This is a genomic window from Rhodococcus sp. HNM0569 (assembly GCF_012726205.1).
GTDB lineage: Bacteria > Actinomycetota > Actinomycetes > Mycobacteriales > Mycobacteriaceae > Rhodococcus_F.
On the sequence record NZ_JAASAE010000001.1, the window covers coordinates 14949 to 34975 of the forward strand.

A 20027-nucleotide genomic window follows, 5' to 3' on the forward strand; every position below is an offset into this window, starting at 1 on the left:
GTCAGGCGCCTTCCGGCCCGGTGGGCGGCTCGGGCGGCACCTCGCCCGCCTGGAGTTCGGCCGCGGCGTCCGCACCGTCCCCTTCGCCGCGTCCACGCGAGCGGAGCAGGCCCGCCTGGGTGGGATCGTCGACCGGCTTGCGCGCCTCGACCTCGGCCTGACGCACCGCCTTCATGATCGCGGGATCGGACTTCGTCTCGAACCACTCGGACACGTCGTCCGAGTCCTCGGCCGGCTTCGACTCGGTGTCGTCGTGCGGCGACGGCTCGAACCGGAACACGCCGTCCTCGCCCGGGGTGCCGAGCTTGCGGGCGAAGGTCTCGAGTGCATCGCCGAACTGGCTCGGCACGATCCACGTCTTGTTCGCGTCTCCCTGAGCCATCTCCGGCAGCGTCTGCAGGTACTGGTAGGCGAGCACCTCGGGTGTGGGCTTGCCCGCCTTGATGGCCGCGAACACCTTCTCGATCGACTTCGCCTCGCCCTGTGCCTCGAGGTACTTCGCAGCACGATCACCCTGGGCACGGAGAATGCGCGCCTGCCGCTCACCCTCCGCGTCGAGGATCGCCGCCTGCTTCGCACCTTCGGCGTCGAGGATCGCCGCCTGCTTCGCCCCCTCGGCCGTCTTGACGGCCGATTCACGGTTGCCCTCCGCAGTGAGGATCATCGCCCGCTTCTCGCGGTCGGCCTTCATCTGCTTCTCCATCGACTCCTGAATCGACGGCGGCGGATCGATGCTCTTGAGTTCGACGCGGGCCACCCGCAGACCCCACCGTCCGGTGGCTTCGTCGAGCACCCCGCGCAACTGACGGTTGATCGAGTCGCGTGACGTGAGGGTCTGTTCGAGCGTCATACCGCCGACCACATTGCGCAGCGTCGTGGTGGTGAGTTGTTCGACACCGACGATGTAGTTGTTGATCTCGTACACCGCAGCCTGCGGATTGGTCACCTGGAAGTAGACGACCGTGTCGATGCTCAGCGTCAGGTTGTCCTCGGTGATGACCGGCTGCGGCGGGAACGACACGACGCGTTCGCGCAGGTCCACCTTCGCGCGGATGCGGTCGATGAACGGCACGAGAAAGGTCAACTGACCCGACACCGTGCGCTGGTACCGGCCGAGTCGCTCGATCACCGCGGCATCGGCTTGCGGCACCAGGGCCACCGACTTCGCGACGAGCACCACCACGAACAGCACGATCACGACCAAGGCGATCAATGCAGCCATCTACTGTCTCCTCCCGATGCCGGTCACGCCGGCACCTACGGTCCCCTCCAGACGACGGCGGTCGCACCGTCGATCTCCATCACTGTGACTGTGGTGCCCGCGGGATACACCTCGGTGGTGTCGAGCGGACGGGCCGTCCACTCGTCACCCGCGAGCTTGACCCGCCCCGAGTGCTCCCCCACGTCCTCGAGTACGAGCGCCTGCCTGCCCGGCAGCGCATCGATGCCGGTCGGGGTGGGCGGCGGCGTCGCGAACCGGCGCATCAATGTGGGCCGCACGCCCACGATGAGTGCAATCGACACCACGCCGAAGACGACCGCGTCGAGCCACACCGGGAAATCCGTCAGCGCGCTGAACCCCGCGGTCGCGAGCGCGCCTCCCGCGAGCATGAGCAAGAACAGCTCGCCGGTGAGCGCCTCGGCCCCGGCGAGCAGCACACTCGCTACAAGCCAGATCAGAGCAGCCACGTCTCCATCTAACCAGACACGTCGAGACGTCGGTCACACGCCCGATACGGGCGCTTGGTCCGGATCTTCCGTGACGAAGTCGACCAGCCGCTCCACCGCACCGAGCAATGGCGCCTCGAGATCGCGGAAACCGGACACCGCGCCGTACACGCGGCGCCAACCGTCCTGCGGCGTGCCCCACCCGAGCCGCGCACACACCCCGGTCTTCCAGTCCTCGCCGCGAGGAACGTCGGGCCACGCGGCGATACCGACCGTATCCGGCCGCACTGCCTGCCATACGTCGATGTACGGATGCCCGGTGACCAGGACGTGCGGCCCGAGGCCGGTGGTCAGACGACTCTCCTTGGATCCGTCGACGAGATGATCGACGAGCACTCCGACACGCCTGCCCGGGCCGGGACCGAACTCCGCGAGCCGCGCGCCGAGATTGTCGAGACCCTCCAGCTGCTCGACCACGACACCCTCGACCCGGAGATCGTGCCCCCACACCCGTTCGACGAGCGCCGCGTCGTGCACGCCCTCGACCCAGATCCGGCTCGCGCGTGCCGTCCGCGCGCGCAGGCCCTCGACCTTCGTGGAGCCGGACGCGCTGCGCGCGGGACGCACAGAAGACGACGGTGCGGCCCGCACCAGGGTCACCGGCTTTCCGTCCACCAGGAACGCCGCCTCCCGCATCGCGAACAGCCGGGTGCGCCCCTTCGCGTCCTCGAGCCGCACGAACTCGCCGTCGTAGGTGCGTTCGAAGCCGACGACGGCGCCGCAGAACCCGTCGGCCGCATCCTCGACGACGAGATCACGTTCGGCGACGACCGTCGGTACCGCCTTCCTGCGCGTGCGTGGGTGTCCCGAGAAGATGTCGCCGTACCTGTTCACGGCGTCCGACGCTAGGCGACGCACGACGTGGGCGGTGCGCGGCACGCCGACATATGCTGGATTGTCGTGACCTCTGCAAGTACCACGCTCGCCGCCTGGGCGGGCTCCTGGCTGCGTGGCGCGAGCGCGCCCGACGACCTCGTCGACGCCCTCCTCCGGTGGGCGCCGATGCATCTCGTGTTCGCCCACGACGCGGTCTCCGCCGGGCGTGCCGGGCTGCCCTACCCCGAGCCTGCCGACCCGGGACCGACCGCGCTGCTGCAGGCTCTACGGCGCGCGGCGACGGGCCGTGCGGACGCGGGTGCCGGCGGTGCCGACGCAGAGGTCCTGCTCGTACTCCCCGCGGCGGGCGATGTGCGTGGGCTGCCCGCGGGTACCGAATTCGCGGCCGCGGCCCTCGACGCCGGCGGCGGCGTGTCGGTCGGACCGCCGGGCCACCCCGGCATCGGTGTCGTCGCCACCGTCGAGGGACCGGACGTGGTGCGCTGGACGGTGCACGACGTACCGGAGATCCCGCTCGGCTATCACGCGACCGGCTTGGGTGAGGCCGAACTCGCGATGCGCGAGGCAGTCCGCGATGCGGCCGCCGCGGTCTCCGAACTCTCACTCGTGGCCGGATCCGCCACGGCGGCGCAGCGCGCGGTCGCGGACGCCCTCTCCTCGGCTGCGGCGCACACCTATCCGGACTCACTGCCGCCCCGCGCACTGCGCATTCTCGACTCCGCCGACCACGTCGACGCGATCCTCACTGCGGCGCGCGACCTCGCGGGCCCGGTGGACAACGCCTCGGCAGTCGCGCTCGAACGTCAACTGCGTCCGCTGCGCACCGCGGTGCGCACCGCTCGCGCCGCAGCGATCAACGCGGACTCGCGGGTGTTTCCCGCACGGTGACGAATACGCCTCCGGCGCAGCAACGACAGGCGCAGCTCGCTCAGCGGCCGGGCCGGCGCACCGGGAGGCAACACTGGTCGGCGCACGGGCGCCCGTCCGTCGCCGCGCCCCACAGCGGTTCGATGCCGAGCCGCCGCGCCGGTACGCCGTCGCGCACCTCCGCGACGAGCTCGACGATCATCCGGGTGAAGCGCGGATCGGTGCCCGGCGTGGCGGCACGCACGAAGTCCATCCCGTGGCGGCGGGCGGCGTCGACCGCTTCGGTGTCGAGATCCCACACGACCTCGAGATGGTCGGACACGAAACCGACAGGACACACGATCACCGCGGGCACGCCCCGCTCGGCGAGCACGTCGATGTGGTCGACGATGTCGGGCTCGAGCCACGGCACATGCGGCGGGCCCGACCGCGACTGCCACACCAGGTCGTAGTCGTCGGCGCCTGCCTCGGCGGCGACGAGCCGTGCCGCCTCGGCGACCTGCCTGCTGTAGAGCCGACCTCCGGCGGCGGCGGGGCCGGCGTTCGCGTCGGCGGCCGTCGGCACCGAGTGGGCCGTGAAGACGAGGCGCGCACCCTCGCGTGTCTCGTCCGGCAAGCGTGCCGCAGCGCCGCGGACGGCGTCCGCGAACGCCGCGACCATCAGGGGGTGGTCGTAGAACTGCCGCAACTTACGCAGATGGGGTGCGCCCTCGCCGACCGCTGCACGCGCCCGTTCGATGTCCTCGTGGTACTGACGGCACCCCGAATACCCTGCCCACGCCGAGGTGGCGAACACGAGCGCGTTCGTGACGCCGTCCTCGCGCATGCGCTCGACGGTCGCCTCGGCCATCGGGTGCCAGTTTCGATTGCCGAAGTACACCGGCAGATCGACGCCCGTGGCCGCGAGATCGTGCCGCAGTCGGGCGATGATGTCGCGGTTGAGTTCGTTGATGGGCGACACACCGCCGAAATGCAGATAGTGCTCGACCACGGCGTCGAGGCGTTCGGGCGGCACACCCCGCCCCCGTGTGACGTTCTCGAGGAACGGCCGCACGTCCTCGGGCCGCTCGGGACCGCCGAACGACAGCACGAGCAGTGCGTCGAAAGGCGGTTCTCCGTGCTCGGACGGGGCGGGCTGCGGGTGGTTCATGGCGTCCCTACATCGCGAAGTTCTCGGGCAGCCACGTGTTGTGGCTCGCGCCGCCGTCGACGTACACGATCGAGCCGGTCGTCGCGGGCAGCCAGTCGGACAGCAGCGCGACGATCGACTTCGCGACCGCGGTGGGGTCCTCGTAGTTCCAGCCGATGGGCGACGCACCGTCCCAGTACACGTTGAGCTGGTTCATCTTGGCCGCGTCGTCGGTCGCGGTGCCCGCGATGGCCTTGGCCGCGAGCGTCTTGATCGGGCCCGCCGCAACGAGATTCGATCGGATCCGCTTCGCCTCGCCGACTTCGCGCGCGACGTATCGGTTGACGGACTCGAGTGCTGCCTTGGCGACACCCATCCAGTTGTAGTACGGCATCGCGGTCCGCGGGTCGAAATCCATGCCGACGATCGAACCGCCCTCGTTCATGACGGGCAGCACCGCGCGGGCGAGCGACGCATAGCTCCACGCGGAGATCTCGAACGCCTTCGCGGCGTCCGGGCCCGGGCCGTCGAGGAACGGCTTCGCATCGGGGCCCATCAGTGTCTTGGGCGCGAACGCGATCGAGTGCAGTACGCCGTCGATGCCCTCCGGCGCGTGTTCGCGCACACGCTCGGCGAGGCTCGCGAGGTCGTCCTCGCTCGTGATGTCGAGGCCGATCGCGGGCGGCACCTCCTGCGGCAGACGCTTCGCGATGCGGTCGATCAGTCGCAACCGCTCCGGGATTCCGGTGATGACGACCTTCGCGCCCTGCTCCTGCGCCTTGGCCGCCGCGTGGAACGCGATCGACGCGTCGGTGATGATCCCCGTGACGAGGATGGTCTTGCCTTCGAGCAGTCCGCCCATGTGTTGTGCTCCTGAAGAATCGAGTGGAAGGGAAGCGGGTTCCGGACTAGTGGCCCATGCCCATGCCGCCGTCGACCGGGATGACCGCGCCGGACACGTAGGCGGAGTCGTCCGAGGCCAGGAAGCTCACGACCGCGGCCACGTCCTCCGGCTTGCCGAGCCGCTGCAACGGAATGAACTTCTTCGCCATGTCGCGCAGGTCGTCGGACAGCTCGGCCGTCATGTCGGTCTCGATGAAGCCGGGCGCCACCACGTTCGCGGTGATCGACCGCGACCCGAGTTCGCGGGTGACCGAACGCGCCAGACCGATCACGCCCGCCTTCGACGCCGCGTAGTTGATCTGACCGGCCTGCCCGGCGAGCCCGACGACCGAGCCGAGGAAGATCATCCGGCCCCAACGACCGCGCAGCATCGCCCGGTTGGCGCGCTTGGCACACCGGAAGGCGCCGGTGAGGTTCGCGTCGACGACGCGGGTGAACTGATCCTCGGTCATGCGCATGAGCAGCGTGTCGTCGGTGACACCCGCATTCGCGACGAGCACCTCGACCGGCCCCTGCTGCTGTTCGACCTCGGTGAACGCCCGGTCGATCGAGTCGGCGTCGGTGACATCGCACTGCACACCGAGCAGACCCTCGGGTGCGCCCGATCCACGGTGCGTGACCGCGACCTTGTGTCCGTCCGCCGCGAGGCGCTGGGCCACGGCGAGTCCGATACCGCGGTTGCCGCCCGTGACGAGAACCGATCGTGGGGTGGCGGCGGGACGTGCGGCCGGCACCGAGGCGTCGCTGTCGGGAGCAGAGGTGTTAGACATGGCGACCAACCTATCGTCCCGAGCGGGCCGCACCGACAAGCGGTCTCACGTCCTGTGACACCTCACGGCAGCCGTTGACGTCGTAGGAGCGCGACCGCGAGGCCTGCGGTGAGGAATACGACACCGAGGATCATCCACGGGCGGCTCGCGTCGCCGCGCGTCGTCTCGTACCCGATCTGTTCCTCGAGCGTGTCGTACACCGCGCGTAGCTCTTCGAGGCTCGACGCCGTGAAGAAGCTGCCACCCGACAACTCGGCGATCTCGCGCAACGACGGGTCGTCGACGGGGACCGGGATGCGGTCGTTCTCGATCTCGACGGTGCCGTAGCTGGTGCCGAACGAGATCGTCGACACCGGGACGCCCTGGTCCTTCGCCTGCCGGGCTGCGGTGAACCCGCCGCGCGGGTCGTCGGGACTCTCGGGCACGGTCTGTTTGCCGTCCGAGAGGAGCACGACGCGCGCAGGCGGTGCCTGGTCGCCACCGCCGAGGACGGCCGCGAGTGTCGAGATCGACTGCAGCGAGGTGAAGATCGCCTCGCCGGTCGCGGTGCGTTCGCTCAGCTGCAGGTTGTCGATCGCCGCCTTCGTCGCGTCACGATTGGTGGTGGGCGACACCAGCACCGACGCGGTGCCCGCGAACGCGACCAAGCCCAGGTTGATGCCCGGAGTGAGGTTGTCGGCGAACGACTTCGCCGCCTCCTGCGCCGCCGCAAGCCGACTGGGTTCGACATCGGTCGCCTTCATCGACAGCGACACGTCGATCGCGAGCATCACCGTCGCCCGGTTGCGCGGCACCTTCTGTTCCTTCGTCGGGCCGGTCAGCGCGACCGTGAAGCACACGAGGGACACGACGAGCAACGCGATCGGCACGTGCCGCCAGCGCCCGGGTTGTGCAGGTGCCACCGATTCGAGGAGCGCGAAGTTGGTGAACTTGAGCGTGTTGCGCTGTTTGCGCCGCGCCGCGAGCACGTAACCGACGGCCAGGGCGGCGGGCACGGCGAGGAACAGCAGCCACCACGGGTTCTGCATCTGGGTCAGGCTCACCGGCGGGCCCCCACGGCGAATGCGGACCCTTGGCTGCGCTTGCGCGCCGCGACGAACCGCACGACATCGGCGATCCAGTCGCGGTCGGTCGAGAGGGCGAGACGCGGTGCCCCGGCGCGACGCAGCGCCGTCCCGACCTGCTCCCGGTGCTCGGCGGCCGCGCGCGCGAAATCGGCGCGCAGTTGCGGCGTGACCGAGAACTCCCGCGTGGCACCGGATTCCGGATCGTGCAGGACGACGTCGCCGACGTCGGGTAGTGCGAGATCACGCGGGTCGAGCACCTCGATGCCGACGAGATCGTGCCTGCCGGACAGTGCCCGCAGCGCGCGTTCCCAGTCGATGGGGCCCAGAAAGTCGCTGACCACGACGACGAGGCCGCGGCGCCGTTCCGGTCGACGCAGCGCCTCGAGCGCGCCGCGCAGATCGCCGCGTACGCCTTCCGGGGCGTGCGGCGTCGTCGCGATGCGGCGCAGCATCGCCTGCGCGTGCACGCGGCCGCCCGCGGGCGGGATCCGCACGGTGTCGGCACCCGTGGTGACGACGGCGCCGATGCGGTTGCCGCCGCCGAGCGTGAGGTACGTGAAGGCCGCTGCGGCGGCGACCGCGAGGTCGCGCTTCTCGCAGGCCGCCGTACCGAAATCGAGGCTCGACGACAGGTCGATCGCGAGCCACGTCTCGAGTTCGCGGTCGGCGACGGTCTGGCGTACGTGCGGGTGCGTCGTGCGGGCGGTGACGGACCAGTCCATCTGCCGCACGTCGTCGCCGGGCTGGTATTCGCGGGCGTCGCCCGATTCGGAGCCGGGGCCCGGGATCAGACCGATGTGGTCGCCGTGCAGAACGCCGTCGAGCCTGCGGCGGACGGTGAGCTCGAGGGTGCGCAGCGCGGCCGCGAGTTGTGGATCGCGCAGGTCGCCGGACCGGAACGACGGGGGCGCGCCCGCCGCAGGCGCGGGCCCCTCGGTACCGGCAGTCACTGCGGGCGGCTCGGCGTGTTCGACTCGGCCGCGCCTGCAGGACCGCCGCCCTGCGCGGGCACCGGCGCCGCGGCGGCCTGCTGCGGCGGGGCCGTGACACCGGCAGGCTGCGGTGTGGCGGGCGCTCCGGGCTGGGCCGTGGACGCGACCGGCTGCGGCGCGATCTGCGGCAGCCCCACCGTCTGCAGCACCCGAGAGATGACGTCGTCCGGCGACACCTCGTCGGCGAGTGCGTCGTAGGACAGCACCAACCGGTGCCGCAGGACGTCGGGGACGATCTCCAGGACGTCCTGCGGCACCACGTAGTCGCGCCCGCGTAGCAGCGCCAGGGCCCGTGCCGCGGCGATGATGCCGAGCGTGGCGCGCGGCGACGCGCCGTACGCGATCCAGCCGTCGACGTCGGTGAGACCCCACTGCGACGGTGCGCGCGTGGCCGCGATGACCCGCACGACGTAGTCCACGAGTGCGTGGTGCACGAACACCTCGCTCGCGACCTTCTGCAGCCGGATGAGCTCCTCGGGCCCGAGCACCTGGTGCGGCTCGGGCGCCGCGACACCCATGCGGTAGACGATCTCGCGTTCCTCTTCGACGGTCGGATAGTCGACGAGGACCTTGAACAGGAATCGGTCGCGTTGCGCCTCGGGCAGCGGGTAGACGCCCTCGTTCTCGATCGGGTTCTGCGTCGCGAGCACCAGGAACGGTTCGGGCATGTCGTAGCGCTTGCCACCGATCGTGACGTGCCGTTCGGCCATCACCTCGAGCAGTGCCGACTGGACCTTCGCGGGGGCGCGGTTGATCTCGTCCGCGAGGACGAAGTTCGCCACGACCGGCCCGAGTTCGGTGTCGAACTGTTCCTTGCCCTGGCGATAGATGCGAGTGCCCACGAGGTCGGTGGGGACGAGGTCGGGCGTGAACTGGACGCGGGAGAACGACCCACCGACGACCGTCGCGAACGTCTCGACGGCAAGCGTTTTCGCCACGCCGGGAACACCTTCGAGCAGGACGTGCCCTTTCGCGAGCAGACCCACGAGGATGCGTTCGACCAGCCGGTCCTGACCCACGATGACACGCTTGACCTCGAAGACGGCCCGCTCGAGCGTCTGCACGTCCGACGCGAGGGCACTGCCCGGCTGCGCCTGCGACGCGGCGGGCTCTTTCACCGGTCCGTCCGTGCGCGCGCCGTCTTTCGCTCCCGCACCGTTCGCTCCCGCATCGTTGCGAGCACCTGCTCCCCCGGTCACTGCACCATCCTTCGAGGTCACCAACAATCCACCGCTTTCACCGAATCGATCCGACCGTGCGTCCCACTATGCCGTGCCCGGACCACTATGGCAGCCGCGACCGTGTCGCCGCGAGGGCGTCACCGCCGCCGCGTGGATGTGCGCCGACCCGTGCACGGAGGTGCGGCCACGGCCGTGGGCCGGGTCACTCGACCATACGCACAGCGTAGGGCGTCATGCCTTCCCATCGCACCGGTGAGACCCGCACCGTCGACCCCGATTGCGGCGCCTCGAGCATCTCGCCGTCGCCGAGATACAGCGCGACGTGCTGGCTCGCATTCGGCCCGTAGAAGATCATGTCGCCGCGGCGCATCTCGGCGGACGGCACCTGCTCGCCCGCGGTGTACTGGTAGCCGGTGTAGTGCGGCAGCGAGATGCCGATGCCCGCGAAGGCGTAGATCATCAGGCCCGAGCAGTCGAAGCCGATCTTGTCGAAGTCTCCGTAGCTGTCGGCCACGCCGCCGTCGCGGATGCCCTTGGTCGGCCCGTTCTCGTCGCCGCCGCCCCATGCGTACTCCACCCCGATCTGCGACATGCCGCGGTCGACGACCGTTTCGATCGCCTCGCTGCCGGTGACCGTCGGTGTCGGTTTCGTGGTCGAGGTCTTGGGGGTCGGCGTGTACGTGTCGAGATCCGTGTGCGAGTTCTGCGTCTGCGCCAGCTGGGCCGCGAGTTCGCGCGCGGCCGCGTCCGCCGCGACGCGGGATGCAGCCTGCTCGGCTGCTTGCCGAGCCGCGGCGGCGGCCGCGGCCTGCGCGGCTTCCTCCGCCTGCCGCTGCTCGTCCCACGTCCGGTACGCCTGGCGCTGCCCGTCGAGACCGGCAGCCGACGCACGCGCGCTGTCGAGCTGCTCCTGGGCCTGTGCGCGCGACGCGGCGATCTCCGCGCGACGCGTCGCCTGGGCGTCGAGCGCCGCGCGCGCCGTCGCGATGGCCTGCTCCGCAGCGGCACGTTTGTTCTCCGCCTCGGCGGCCGCCGCGTCGGCGTCGGCCTTCGCGGCGCGCGCGTGCGAGTCCCGGTTCGCCTCTTCCGTACGCGCCCGCTGCAACTGGTCGAGTACCGCGCCCCGGCTCACCGACAGGATCTGCAGGACCTGCGCCCGGTCGAGGACCGCGTCCGGACCGTCGGCCCCCAGGTACGCCGAGAGCGACGACACATTGGTGCCGTGCATGTAGCTCGACCGCGCGTACGCGTCGAAGTCCGACTGCGCCAGGTCGATCGCCGCCCCGGCGTCCCGCAGCGCGGCACGGGAGGCCTCGACGGCTGCGGCGGCCGCATCCGCCGCAGAGCGCGCGGCCTGCAGGTCCACCAGCGCCTTGTTGACGTCCTCACGACGCGTCGCGACCTCGTCGTCGAGCCGCGCGAGCTGCTGATCGGCGTCGGCGACCTGATTGATGAGGGTGCCGACCAGCCCGATTCCACTTTCGACCTGTGCCTGCGCCCCCGCGATCTCGTCGTCGCTCGGGTTGACCGGCGGCGGAGGGACGGACAGCGCCGTGCCCGACGCTCCGACGACCAGGGCCGCGACCATTCCGAGACCGAGCAGGACCCGCACGGCGCGGGCGCGTGCCACGCGCCCGCCGACCGAACTGCTCCCCGGGTGCTTCACACGGCGTTGCGCTGGGTGCTTCACAAGCCCCTCCTCGACGTCACCGCATCGACATTCGAGCTGCCGGTGCGTCGGGAAGAGGCCGCACTGAAGCGACGCGGGTGCGCCACGGCGCCACACGACGCCGGATGGTTGCCGACACGAGCGCATCACCCGTCCGAGTGCTGGCCTTCTTCCCCAAAGGCCACCTTCAGCACCGTACGACACTCGGCAGCGCAGTGGGCTCGATAGCCACAATTGCCCCTCGCGGACTCACGCACCACAGATTGCGGAGCGTACGAACTACATCGATGTGGTTCGAAAACCGTGCACACGCACGAATTCGCCGCGATCCGCATCGGAGCAGGACGACGGAGGGAACGCAGGCTGCGGCATTCCCCGACGATCGGTAGCCGCGATGGTTGCCAGAAGGTTGCCAGTCAGGAAATGCGGGGAGACTCGGATCCGGTGCCGACTGCGGAGGCGCGCTCTTCCGTCTCGCCCGACCGGCCCGGCCCGTCCGCCGGGGACGCACGACGCACCTTCGCGACCACGACGCCGACCACCGCGGCGACCATCACCACGAGTACGACGAGCGTCAGCGGTGTCCAGGGGTTCGAATGTCCGACGAGTTCGTCGACGAATCCCTTCGACGCGACGACGGGGTCGCCGTTGTAGGCGTGATCCTGCCCTGCCTCGAGCGCGACGCGGCTCACCGAATCACTGAAGGTGCCGACCTGGTTCGGGCTGAGCACGAGCACGGTGCCGCCCTCGTGCGCCCCGACGTCGGTCGCGAGATCGCGCAGTTCCGAATCCTTGTCGGCGTTCTCGCCGAGGACGACGATCTTGAGGTCGATGCCGTGCTCTGCCGCGAGATCGACGACCTCGTGCAGCTCCTCCGTCTCGTCGGCGTCCGAGCCGGGTGCCGAGAGCCCGTCGCGCTCGACGTCCGCGACTATCTCGTCGGGGTCCGCGTCGTCCGGGAGGTCCGTGCGCACGGGCTGCAGGTGAGCGACCGGCGCCGCGGCGAGGGACGCCACGTCACCCGGAACGAGGACACCGTCGGAGAGGACGGGAAGGTGGGACACAGACATCTCTCATCCGTCGAATCGAAAGCAACCGGCCGGCACGAGCCGGCGCACCCGATCGGGCGCAGCACGCACATTACGTGAGGACCGGACGCACACCGGGCGCGCGCGCCCGTTTTCGGCTCGTCCGTGTCCACTTCGTTGCGGCCGGGTCGCCCGGTGCGGGACGCTGGTGGGGTGCGCGGCGACTGCGAAGACGCGTGACCGGACGCTTCACGCCCGGGCCCCGCTCTTTCACAGGACAAGCGTACTGTTAGAGTGAGTGGAGGTTGCGGATGCCGACCGCGTCCCCGACGCGCCTACAGCCTGGGCACGTCCCCGAGGGGGCCACCACGGCACGCCGCCGCACCCGCCGCCGTCGACACAGCCCGGTCGACGGCGCTCTCAAGGACGAGTGGAGTTGACGTGAGCACGACTACTGATTCGTTCGGCGCCAAGGGCACGCTCGAGGTCGGTGAGAACTCCTACGAGATCTTCCGCCTCTCGGCCGTGCCCGGCACCGAGAAGCTGCCCTACGCACTGAAGGTTCTCGCGGAGAACCTGCTCCGCACCGAAGACGGTGCGAACATCACCAAGGACCACATCAACGCGATCGCGAACTGGGACCCCAGCGCCGATCCGAGCGTCGAGATCCAGTTCACGCCTGCCCGCGTGATCATGCAGGACTTCACCGGTGTGCCCTGCATCGTCGACCTCGCGACGATGCGTGAGGCCGTCGCCACGCTCGGCGGCGACCCGGAGAAGGTCAACCCCCTCTCCCCGGCAGAGATGGTCATCGACCACTCGGTGATCCTCGAGGTCGCGGGCCGCCCCGACGCGTTCGAGCGCAACGTCGAGATCGAATACCAGCGCAACGGCGAGCGCTACCAGTTCCTGCGCTGGGGCCAGGGCGCCTTCGACGACTTCAAGGTCGTCCCGCCCGGCACCGGCATCGTCCACCAGGTCAACATCGAGCACCTCGCGCGCACGGTGATGGTCCGCAACGGTCAGGCCTACCCCGACACGTGTGTCGGCACCGACTCGCACACCACGATGGTCAACGGGCTCGGCGTGCTCGGCTGGGGCGTCGGCGGCATCGAGGCCGAGGCCGCGATGCTCGGCCAGCCGGTGTCGATGCTCATCCCGCGTGTGGTCGGCTTCAAGCTGACCGGCGAGATCCAGCCCGGTGTCACCGCGACGGACGTCGTCCTGACCGTCACCGAGATGCTGCGCCAGCACGGCGTCGTCGGCAAGTTCGTCGAGTTCTACGGCAACGGCGTCGCCGAGGTGCCGCTCGCGAACCGCGCGACGCTCGGCAACATGAGCCCCGAGTTCGGTTCGACGGCCGCGATCTTCCCGATCGACGAGGAGACCATCAACTACCTGCGCCTCACCGGCCGCACCGACGAGCACCTCGCGCTCATCGAGGCGTACGCCAAGGAGCAGGGTCTGTGGCACGACCCCGCGCACGAGCCCTCCTACTCGGAGTACATGGAGCTCGACCTGTCGACGGTCGTCCCGTCCATCGCGGGCCCCAAGCGTCCGCAGGACCGCATCCTGCTGTCGGACGCGAAGACGGCGTTCCGCAAGGACATCCACAACTACGTGGAAGAGCACTACCCGACGCCGAACACCGAGCTCGACGAGGCGATCGAGGAGTCCTTCCCCGCGAGCGATCCCGCCGCACTGTCGTTCGCGGACGACGGTGCCGTCGACGTGCAGTCCGCCGCGAACGGCTCGGAAGGCCGTCCGACCAAGCCGGTCAAGGTGCACTCGGACGAGAAGGGCGAGTTCGTCCTCGATCACGGCGCCGTCGCGATCGCGTCGATCACGTCGTGCACCAACACCTCGAACCCGTCGGTCATGCTCGGCGCCGCGCTGCTCGCGCGCAATGCGGTCGACAAGGGCCTGTCGTCGAAGCCGTGGGTCAAGACGTCGCTCGCGCCGGGTTCGCAGGTCGTCACCGACTACTACAACAAGGCCGGTCTCACGCCGTACCTCGAGAAGCTCGGCTTCTACCTCGCCGGCTACGGCTGCGCCACCTGCATCGGCAACTCGGGTCCGCTCGACGAGGCGATCAGCAAGGCGATCCAGGACAACGACCTCACCGCGACGGCCGTCCTGTCCGGTAACCGCAACTTCGAGGGTCGCATCTCGCCCGACGTCAAGATGAACTACCTGGCGTCGCCGCCGCTCGTCATCGCGTACGCGCTCGCGGGCACGATGGACTTCGACTTCGAGCACGACGCACTCGGCAAGGACACCGAGGGCAACGACGTGTACCTGAAGGACATCTGGCCTTCGGCGAAGGAGATCCAGGACACCATCTCGTCCTCGATCAACCAGGACATGTACACGAAGGGCTACGCGGACGTCTTCAAGGGCGACGAGCGTTGGCGCAACATCCCCACTCCCGAGGGCAAGACCTTCGAGTGGGACGCCGAGTCCACCTATGTGCGCAAGCCTCCGTACTTCGACGGCATGCCGAAGACGCCGGAGCCCGTCTCCGACATCAAGGGTGCGCGCGTGCTCGCGAAGTTGGGCGACTCGGTCACGACCGACCACATCTCCCCCGCGGGCAACATCAAGGTCGGCACGCCCGCGTCGCAGTACCTCGACGCGCACGGCATCGAGCGCAAGGACTACAACTCCTACGGCTCGCGTCGCGGCAACCACGAGGTGATGATCCGCGGCACCTTCGCGAACATCCGTCTGCGCAACCAACTCCTCGACGACGTCTCGGGCGGCTACACCCGCGACTTCACGCAGGACGGCGGCCCCCAGGCGTTCATCTACGACGCAGCGCAGAACTACGCAGCGCAGGACATCCCGCTCGTCGTGCTCGGCGGCAAGGAGTACGGCTCGGGCAGCTCGCGCGACTGGGCCGCCAAGGGGACGCGTCTGCTGGGCGTGCGCGCCGTCATCACCGAATCGTTCGAGCGCATCCACCGTTCGAACCTGATCGGCATGGGTGTCGTCCCGCTGCAGTTCCCGGAGGGCGAGTCGGCCGACAGCCTGCACCTGGACGGCACCGAGGTCTACGACATCGCGGGCATCGAGACGCTCAACGAGGGCAAGACCCCGAAGACCGTCAAGGTGACCGCGACGAAGGACGACGGCAGCAAGGTCGAGTTCGACGCGGTCGTGCGCATCGACACCCCCGGCGAGGCGGACTACTACCGCAACGGCGGCATCCTGCAGTACGTGCTCCGCAACATGATCTCCGCGAAGTGATCTCTGCGAAGTGAGCTCTCGCGCACGGCGGATCCGGCTCATGCCGGGTCCGCCGTGCGTTCTTTCCACACCAGCAGGTAATCCGTTCCGTGAGTGACATGCGCGTACCTGGACTCGCAGAGTGCTCACGAGCGACGAAGGAGCGACGAAGGTGCCGAAGGTCAGTGAGGACCATCTCGCGGCACGGCGCAGTCAGATTCTCGACGGCGCCCGCCGGTGCTTCGCCGAGTTCGGGTACGACGGCGCGACCGTGCGCCGACTCGAGGAGGCCACCGGCCTGTCGCGGGGCGCGATCTTCCACCACTTCAAGGACAAGGACGGCCTGTTCCTCGCCCTCGCACACGAGGATGCGACACGCATGGCCGACGTCGTCGCCGAAGGTGGTCTGGTACAGGTCATGCGCGACATGCTCGCGCGGCCCGAGGACTTCGACTGGCTGGGTACGCGCCTCGAGATCGCCCGCCGGTTGCGCACCGACCCCGATTTCCGGGCCAGCTGGTCGCAGCGCTCGGTCGAACTGACCGAAGCGACGATCGCGCGATTGTCGGCCCAGAAGGAAGCGGGTCGGCTGCGCGACGACGTCCCGACGGACGTCCTCGTGGAGTATCTGGACCTGATCCTCGACGGCCTCATCGCCCACCTTGCTACGGGTAACACGAGCGGCAATCTGCCCGCGGTACTCGATCTCGTCGAGGACTCCGTCCGGCGGCGTGACTGAGGACTCCGTCCGGCGGCGTGACTGAGGACTCCGTCCGGCGGCGTCAGCCGAGGAAGCGGCTACGCAGCCGGCTCAGGGTGTCTGCGTCTCCCCCGCGCGCCAGATACCAGCCTTCCGCACCGTCGGGGTGGGTCTCCAGGGCGTCCAGCACGGCCGCGATCGCGTCGACGGGTGCCCGGCTCAGGTCGGCGGGCAGCGCCTCGAGGTCGATGTCGGCGACGCGGGCCACGACGTGATTCGACTGCAGCATCCGGGCGTTGACCCCCGCCATGTTGGCATCGGTGGCCGTGTAGTCGGCGACGATCGACTCACGCGACGTGCCGAGCAGGCTCAGCACCAACGCGACCGCGACTCCGGTGCGGTCCTTGCCTGCCGCACAGTGCACGAGCACCGGCCCGGGTGCCGTGGCGACCAACCGGACGACGTCGACGAGCATGTCGTGTGCCGAGTCGAGCATGGTCAGATACAGCGCGCCCAGCGTCGGCGGCAGGCCGTCGACGTCGTATGCGGCGCCACGTAGCAGTGGAAGCGGCACGACGTCGCAGTGCGCGGCCAGCGGATGCACGTCGTTGCCCTGCTCACCCGCGTCGCGAAGATCGAGAACGGTGCGCGGCGGCCACACCACCGGGTAGCCGTCGTGGCGGTCGGTGGCCAGCGGCGCGTCCGAACGCAGGAACACTCCGGTGGCGAGCGACGGGTGCGCGCTCGCGACGTCGCGGAGGTTGGCGAGGGTGGTGAGTGGATCGACGGTCGTCATACCGCCATCCTGCCCCGCCCGCCTCACGACGGGCCAGTCCAGGTGGTTCCCCGGTCCGTTGACGTCCTTCCGGCCGTGAACGACCGGGATTCCTACAGCGGCACGTCGTGCCGCTTCGGTGGGTTCCTGTTTCACCGGGACCTGCCTTCCGCTACGCGGCAGGACTTACGGTCCCTCCACAGGCGTTTAACCTCTCCGCACGTCCTGCGGCGAGAATGTTGATTGCAGCGTTCAGGTCGCGGTCGTGGACCGCGCCACACGGGCACGTCCACTCGCGAATCGAGAGCGGCTTCGGCCCGTCGACCACTCCACACGCCGAGCACAGCTGCGACGAGGGAAACCAGCGGTCGATCTTCACGAACGCCCGCCCGTATCTGCGGGCTTTCTCCTCGAGCATCCGGGTGAACATGCCCCACCCGGCGTCGTGTACCGACTTCGCCAACCGTGTTCGCACCAACCCGGACACCGCCAAGTCCTCGACATACACCGCTTGGTTGTCGCGGATGATCACCGTGGACTGCTGGTGCGCGAAGTTGCGACGCGAATCGGCCACCTTGGCGTGCGCCTTGGCGACCCGCAGGCGCGCCTTGGCCCGGTTGTTGCTGCCCTCCTCCTTGCGGGAGAGGGTCTGCTGCGCCTTGCGAAGCGTGCGCTCCGCGCGCCGCAGAAACCTCGGCGAGTCGACGACCCTCCCGGCCGAGAGCACCGCAAACGTGGTCAGACCCAAGTCGATACCCACTTCGGAATCGACTTCGGGCAGCGGTTGTTGGTCGACCTCGACGACGAACGAGGCGAAGTACCGGCCGGCAGCGTCTTTGATGATCGTCACCGACGACGGGTCGGACGGCAGATACCTCGACCATGCCACCTTCAACTCGCCGACCTTCGCGACATACAGCTTCCGGTTCGGGCGGATCGAGCAGCCGTTGCGAGTGAGCCGGATCGCCTGCCGGTTGTCCTTGCGAGACCGGAACCGCGGCGCCCCGACCTTGCGGCCCTTCCGCTTCCCCGACATCGAGTCGAACCAGTTCCGGTACGCGCGCCGAGCGTCCTGGCACGCCTGCACCAACACCACCGACGCCACCTCGGAAAGCCACACCCGCTCCGGGGCCTTCTTCGCTGCGGTGACTACCTGCTTCTGCACGTCGGTATCCGAGAGCGTCACCCCGGCCGCATACGCATCCTGCCGGGCACGCAGCGCATCGTTGAACACCACCCGCGCACACCCGAACGACCGCGCCAGCAAGTCCTGCTGGCCCGGCGTCGGATAGACACGGTACTGGTATCGCAACTGCACAGCAGGACCATAGCCACTACCACCGACATGATTGATGCACCAACCCGGCCCTGAAGGACCGGGCTTGCGCGCTACGTCCCCTGGTCAGGCCAGCGAGATGAGATCCAGGTAGTCCTGCGACCAGTGGTCCTCGGTGCCGTCCGGCAGCATGATGACCCGCTCGGGGTTCAACGCCTCGGCCGCGCCGGGGTCGTGCGTGACCAGGACGACGGCGCCCTCGTAGCTGCGCAACGCGTCGAGCACCTGTTCGCGCGACACGGGGTCGAGGTTGTTCGTCGGCTCGTCGAGGAGCAGCACGTTGGCCGCCGACGACACCAGCCCGGCGAGCGCGAGGCGGGTCTTCTCGCCGCCCGACAGGGTGCCGGCCGGCTGCTCGAGCTGCGGACCGGTGAACATGAACGCGCCGAGGAGGCCCCGCAGGTCCTGCTCGCCGGCATCGGGCGCGGCATGCCGGATGTTCTCCCACACGCTCGAGTTGTCGTCGATCGTGTCGTGCTCCTGAGCGAAATACCCGACCTTCAGTCCGTGCCCTGGCACGAGCTCGCCGAGGTCGGGCTTCTCGGCGCCGGCGAGAAGCCGCAGCAGCGTCGTCTTGCCCGCGCCGTTGAGCCCGAGGATCACGACGCGCGAGCCCCGGTCGATTGCGAGGTCCACGCCGGTGAAGATCTCCAGCGAGCCGTACACCTTCGTCAACTCGCGCGCCATCAGCGGCGTCTTGCCGCATGCGGCGGGCGTGGGGAACCGAATCTTGGCGGTCTTGTCGGCGACACGCACGTCGTCGAGCTCGTTCATGAGCTTGTCGGCGCGCTTGGCCATGTTCTGTGCCGCGGTGGCCTTGGTGGCCTTCGCCCCCAGCTTGGCGGCCTGCGCACGCAGCGCACTCGCCTTCTTCTCGGCGTTGGCACGCTCGCGCCTGCGCCGCGCCTCGTCGGTCGCGCGGGCGTCCAGGTACTTCTTCCATCCCATGTTGTAGAGGTCCGCTTCGCCGCGCACCGCGTCGAGGAACCACACCTTGTTCACGACGTCCGCGAGCAGGTCGACGTCGTGGCTGATGACGACGAGCCCGCCGTCGTGGTTCTGCAGGAAGCCACGCAGCCACGTGATCGAGTCGGCGTCGAGGTGGTTGGTGGGCTCGTCGAGCAGCAGCGTCGTGTCGGATTTTCCGCCCGACCCGTCGGATGCCGCGAACAGGATCCGCGCGAGTTCGACGCGACGTCGCTGCCCACCCGACAAGGTGGACAGCGGCTGGTCGAGAATGCGATCGGGCAGGCCGAGGCTGTGGCAGATACGCGACGCCTCGGACTCGGCGACGTATCCGCCCAGTGCGCCGAACCGCTCTTCGAGCGTCCCGTACTTGCGCACCGCCTTGTCACGCTTCGCATCGTCGACGGCCTCGGCCATGATCGCCTGTTGCTTCTCCATGTTGCGGACGATCTCGTCGAGGCCGCGCGCCGACAGCACACGATCCTTCGCGAGCACCGCGAGGTCGCCTTCCTTCGGATCCTGCGGCAGGTAGCCCAGGTCGCCCGAGCGGATCACCGCACCCGCGTACGGCTCCCCCTCGCCCGCGAGGATCCGGAGCGTGGTGGTCTTGCCCGCGCCGTTGCGGCCGACGAGACCGATCCGGTCGCCGGCCTGAACGCGCAGAGCCGATCCCGGCGCGGACAGCAAGGTCCGCGCTCCGGCGCGCACTTCCAGGTCGGTGGCGGTGATCAACGACTACTCCTCTGGGTTGGCAACGAGTGGGCCGGGACGGACCGGCCGGTGACGAGCGGGCGACCGCCGGCCGCCACACGCACGAACACTCCATTCTACCGGTGGCTGTTTTCCGCCAC

At 69.4% G+C, this 20027-nt stretch carries 17 protein-coding genes; 3 read left to right on the forward strand and 14 right to left on the reverse strand.

Annotation, left to right across the window (positions count from 1 at the left end; all coding sequences use genetic code 11):
* Position 1: 1 nt before the first annotated feature.
* The 3 genes from HCA44_RS00070 to HCA44_RS00080 are packed head-to-tail and all read right to left on the reverse strand — an operon-like array spanning position 2 to position 2562.
* On the reverse strand, positions 2–1222 hold the full coding sequence (locus HCA44_RS00070; RefSeq protein WP_169646510.1) for an SPFH domain-containing protein: 1221 nt from the start codon (positions 1220–1222) through the stop codon (positions 2–4).
* A 35-nt stretch (positions 1223–1257) separates the two neighbouring features.
* Positions 1258–1689 (reverse strand): NfeD family protein, encoded by a 432-nt coding sequence (locus HCA44_RS00075; RefSeq protein ID WP_169646511.1) that lies wholly within the window; start codon positions 1687–1689, stop codon positions 1258–1260.
* Positions 1690–1722: 33 nt separating this feature from the next.
* Positions 1723–2562 (reverse strand): DUF3097 domain-containing protein, encoded by an 840-nt coding sequence (locus HCA44_RS00080; protein ID WP_346764497.1) that lies wholly within the window; start codon positions 2560–2562, stop codon positions 1723–1725.
* Between the two features lie 66 nt (positions 2563–2628).
* Between HCA44_RS00080 and HCA44_RS00085 the strand changes: the two genes are divergently transcribed.
* Complete coding sequence (locus HCA44_RS00085) at positions 2629–3453, forward strand: hypothetical protein (protein ID WP_169646513.1); 825 nt, start codon at positions 2629–2631, stop codon at positions 3451–3453.
* 40 nt (positions 3454–3493) lie between these two features.
* On the opposite strand, the gene HCA44_RS00090 is transcribed toward HCA44_RS00085, so the two are convergent.
* The 8 genes from HCA44_RS00090 to HCA44_RS00125 form a co-directional block, all read right to left on the reverse strand.
* The gene (locus HCA44_RS00090; RefSeq protein WP_169646514.1) at positions 3494–4582 is read right to left on the reverse strand and encodes a ferrochelatase; all 1089 of its coding nucleotides are present in this window, start codon (positions 4580–4582) and stop codon (positions 3494–3496) included.
* A gap of 7 nt (positions 4583–4589) precedes the next feature.
* On the reverse strand, positions 4590–5423 hold the full coding sequence (gene inhA / locus HCA44_RS00095; RefSeq protein WP_169646515.1) for an NADH-dependent enoyl-ACP reductase InhA: 834 nt from the start codon (positions 5421–5423) through the stop codon (positions 4590–4592).
* 46 nt (positions 5424–5469) lie between these two features.
* Entirely contained in the window at positions 5470–6234 is a 765-nt protein-coding gene (fabG1, locus tag HCA44_RS00100; protein ID WP_169646516.1) for a 3-oxoacyl-ACP reductase FabG1, read from the reverse strand.
* Positions 6235–6296: 62 nt separating this feature from the next.
* Positions 6297–7277: a VWA domain-containing protein gene (locus HCA44_RS00105; protein WP_169646517.1), complete on the reverse strand. Its 981-nt coding sequence runs from the start codon at positions 7275–7277 to the stop codon at positions 6297–6299.
* Complete coding sequence (locus HCA44_RS00110) at positions 7274–8251, reverse strand: DUF58 domain-containing protein (RefSeq protein WP_169646518.1); 978 nt, start codon at positions 8249–8251, stop codon at positions 7274–7276. The genes HCA44_RS00105 and HCA44_RS00110 overlap by 4 nt, the downstream gene beginning before the upstream one ends.
* Positions 8248–9411, reverse strand: a complete 1164-nt coding sequence (locus HCA44_RS00115) for a MoxR family ATPase (RefSeq protein WP_346764529.1) — start codon at positions 9409–9411, stop codon at positions 8248–8250. Before HCA44_RS00115 ends, HCA44_RS00110 begins: the two co-directional genes overlap by 4 nt.
* Positions 9412–9676: 265 nt before the next feature.
* Complete coding sequence (locus HCA44_RS00120; RefSeq protein ID WP_169646874.1) at positions 9677–11062, reverse strand: NlpC/P60 family protein; 1386 nt, start codon at positions 11060–11062, stop codon at positions 9677–9679.
* Between the two features lie 497 nt (positions 11063–11559).
* Complete coding sequence (locus tag HCA44_RS00125) at positions 11560–12213, reverse strand: DUF6676 family protein (RefSeq protein ID WP_206037476.1); 654 nt, start codon at positions 12211–12213, stop codon at positions 11560–11562.
* Positions 12214–12612: 399 nt separating this feature from the next.
* Here HCA44_RS00125 and acnA point away from each other — a divergent pair, with 399 nt between their 5' ends.
* Together acnA and HCA44_RS00135 are read left to right on the forward strand one after the other, a co-directional pair.
* Positions 12613–15420, forward strand: coding sequence for an aconitate hydratase AcnA (acnA, locus tag HCA44_RS00130; protein WP_169646519.1), 2808 nt, complete (start codon positions 12613–12615; stop codon positions 15418–15420).
* Between the two features lie 151 nt (positions 15421–15571).
* On the forward strand, positions 15572–16138 hold the full coding sequence (locus HCA44_RS00135; RefSeq protein ID WP_169646520.1) for a TetR/AcrR family transcriptional regulator: 567 nt from the start codon (positions 15572–15574) through the stop codon (positions 16136–16138).
* Between the two features lie 43 nt (positions 16139–16181).
* Here the strand turns inward: HCA44_RS00135 and HCA44_RS00140 are convergent, their stop codons facing one another.
* From HCA44_RS00140 to HCA44_RS00150, 3 genes are all read right to left on the reverse strand, one after another.
* Positions 16182–16895, reverse strand: a complete 714-nt coding sequence (locus tag HCA44_RS00140) for a tyrosine-protein phosphatase (RefSeq protein ID WP_169646521.1) — start codon at positions 16893–16895, stop codon at positions 16182–16184.
* Positions 16896–17046: 151 nt separating this feature from the next.
* On the reverse strand, positions 17047–18192 hold the full coding sequence (locus HCA44_RS00145) for an RNA-guided endonuclease TnpB family protein (RefSeq protein WP_169646522.1): 1146 nt from the start codon (positions 18190–18192) through the stop codon (positions 17047–17049).
* Positions 18193–18276: 84 nt separating this feature from the next.
* Positions 18277–19908, reverse strand: coding sequence for an ABC-F family ATP-binding cassette domain-containing protein (locus tag HCA44_RS00150; RefSeq protein WP_169646523.1), 1632 nt, complete (start codon positions 19906–19908; stop codon positions 18277–18279).
* Positions 19909–20027 lie beyond the last annotated feature (119 nt).